Origin of the sequence: Pelotomaculum sp. FP, assembly GCF_004369245.1 — a bacterium.
GTDB classification, from domain to species: Bacteria; Bacillota; Desulfotomaculia; order Desulfotomaculales; family Pelotomaculaceae; genus Pelotomaculum_C; species Pelotomaculum_C schinkii.
Map to the genome: position 1 here is coordinate 1 of NZ_QFGB01000115.1, position 2580 is coordinate 2580.

2 protein-coding genes are annotated in these 2580 nt (G+C 45.6%); both read right to left on the reverse strand.

Going from position 1 to position 2580, the window contains the following annotated elements:
- Positions 1-608: 608 nt before the first annotated feature.
- The gene (locus tag Psfp_RS20820; protein WP_134220424.1) at positions 609-1499 is read right to left on the reverse strand and encodes a nucleotidyl transferase AbiEii/AbiGii toxin family protein; all 891 of its coding nucleotides are present in this window, start codon (positions 1497-1499) and stop codon (positions 609-611) included.
- Positions 1499-2095 carry a type IV toxin-antitoxin system AbiEi family antitoxin domain-containing protein gene (locus Psfp_RS20825; protein ID WP_134220425.1) on the reverse strand — a complete coding sequence of 199 codons (597 nt, stop codon included), beginning with the start codon at positions 2093-2095 and terminating at the stop codon, positions 1499-1501. The genes Psfp_RS20820 and Psfp_RS20825 overlap by 1 nt, the downstream gene beginning before the upstream one ends.
- Between the last annotated feature and the right edge of the window lie 485 nt (positions 2096-2580).

The window sequence follows — 2580 nt, forward strand, 5'->3', positions numbered from 1 at the left end:
GCCGGTTTAAATCACGCATTTTTAACACTCCTGGAACGGCAGCTGGAGGTGGAGCGCCAGGGCGTTCTCAGCGCCTCTTTAACCGGTGATTATCAAGAAGGACTGGAAGCTTTTCTCGCCAAAAGAAGGCCGTCCTTTAAGGGTTGTTAAAGAATAAGTTGGAACAATAGAACATTGTGCCAATTAAAAAGTGGTTGGAAGCTAAAAAACTTCCAACCACTTTTTGCGCTAGCAAATGAAGTCTAAGCCGATTTGTCTAAGATTATTGACCCATGTTTCTTATTTTTATTTAAAATTATTCTTTTGTGTCAAACCTATGGGTTCATTATATCTTTCCCTAATTCACAACATTTGAGTGTTTCAAATCCTAATAGGTAGGCTAAAAACGTTATCGGCCAATTTCGAGTCGTTGGTTATGAGGATTCACGGGGGATTTTTAGGTGCGTTTAGGAGCGGTTCGTTGCGGCAGAAATGCTGTGTTTGTACGGGGTTGAGGAAGATAATTGAGCGGGCAAGCGGTTTCGGGAGAACTGCTCACGGGAGCAGGTTTTTCGGAAAAGTGTGAGCATGATGTTAGCGATTCCGCAGCTTTGCCCATTATCATGGCATCACCATGATGTGGTCTGGCTGTCCCAGGTTTTATGCCATTCGTCCTCATTCACAATCGCACTCCAGATACCGCCGAGGAAAGTATTCAACAAGCCTGTGACTTCACCAAAATCAATGTTCGGCAGTTTTGTGTGTCTGAGAAAATGACGCCATTTGACCAGCATGGCGTCATTTTCCGAGAAACTGATGATCTCTGCGAAGCTAGAGCGGTCGTAATCGGTACCGCGATTTTGAAGCGTCTGCATAATGGCTTCCTGCAGCTTGCGTCCGTCAAAGCCAAAGGTGCGGGCGATGAAGTAAATGTCATAATAATCCTTCATCCGGCTGGTCAGTTCCATCCGCTGCAGCATGGCATCAAACTTCTCGGCCACGGTACTCTCCAGAGAATATGTAATGACTTCAGGAGGAGTGAACGTATCGAGCTGGGTAGGGATAAGCCGTTTTTCCACTTTGGGAACAATTATATCACCGATGCCAAAATCGACATTGAAAGGCGTCTTGGTATTCTTGATTTTACCTGTCAACTGAAAACTAACGCCCCTGTATTTCCTTTGCGGCGTGATTTCCTCAAAGCTGCTCATGTCAAAGGTGATGAAATCGTTCCCGCTTGGAGTATCGATTATTTCCGAAACAATACGTCGTGCATCCTCCACACTGCCGGGGGTCTGCCGCAGAAGGAAATCGACGTCAATGGTAGCACGGCTTTCAAAACCGGTCAGCGCAAAAAGAAAAAGTCCGCCTTTCAAAACCAGATTGTCAGCGTATCTGGAAAGCGAAAGCCTCCGCAAAAACTCTTCCTGACAGAACAACCGCAGATGAACCTGAAAGGACATCCCTGAGCTTTGCGCCTTATTTTTCAGCTTCGCAATTACTGAAGCACCCATATCCATTACAGCCACACTCCTATCACATCGTGTACCCGTTTTATTGCCTTCCGGCGTTTCGCATAGGCCAGCAGATTTTTAATATTTTTCTTCGGGTCGGCAAGGTATGCCTGAATCGCTTTATTAAATGTTTCTTTATCCATGTTGGCCTCATATTTGAGGCATTCACAGATGAGCCTGTCACGGTCAAAAATCTTCATGGTACAGCCCTCAATTTCGATATTTGTTACACCGTAGGAGAGCCGCTCCGGAGGGACGAAAAACGGGTTTACATGGGGATAATCTATTTTAAACCGGGAAGGAGAAGCATTTTTGCTTATGATAATATCCCATTGCATAGGCGTTCTGTCGCTGTATCCGTAATAAAAAAGAGCAGTATTAAGCCAGAGTACTCCATCAGGAAAGAGGCGGGCAACAATGGCAGCCTCGCCTGTATCATCATCAGATAGAAAACGATAGTATCCGGTTTTAATTTTTGCAATCGTGCCATCCTCAAGCAGGCGCTTAATGCCCCGGGAATCGATTTTGAGCGCAGCAAGCTGCGAGGTCTTAAGAACTCCGTTGTTATTTGCGAATGCCTTTTCAAGTTCTTTTTTATCCATCAAAATCACCACTAATTTACCGATAAAATCATAAAAACGTCGGTATTATAGTGTAATTATATCAAGGTGTCTGTGGTGATGTCAACATTAATTTACCGACCAATTTATAAATGTTTCGGTATTTTAGTGTTATTTTTGTACATTCATGCTTCACTTTTAATGGTTTTGAAGCATAGTTGTACAGAAATATCATGCTGCACGGCTCCTGGTTTTTGCCGCAATAATACATCGCCCGAAGGAATAAGCGGCAAAAACCGCGGCGAAGTGAATTCTGAAAAGAGGCGCGGGTTAGCGCCACTTTTCAGGTAAAGCGAAGCCGCCGAACGGGGCGCCGGGGTGTCCCCGGCCGCACGACCTTGCCTTGGTTTGGCGCCTGATGTGGGGTGGAGCCTGTGGGTGGGTTTGCTGGCGGGGTTTGGTAAGGCCAGCGAGATGATTTTTCTCGATCCGGTTTACGATGCTGAACAAGCGCAGGCAATGGGTCT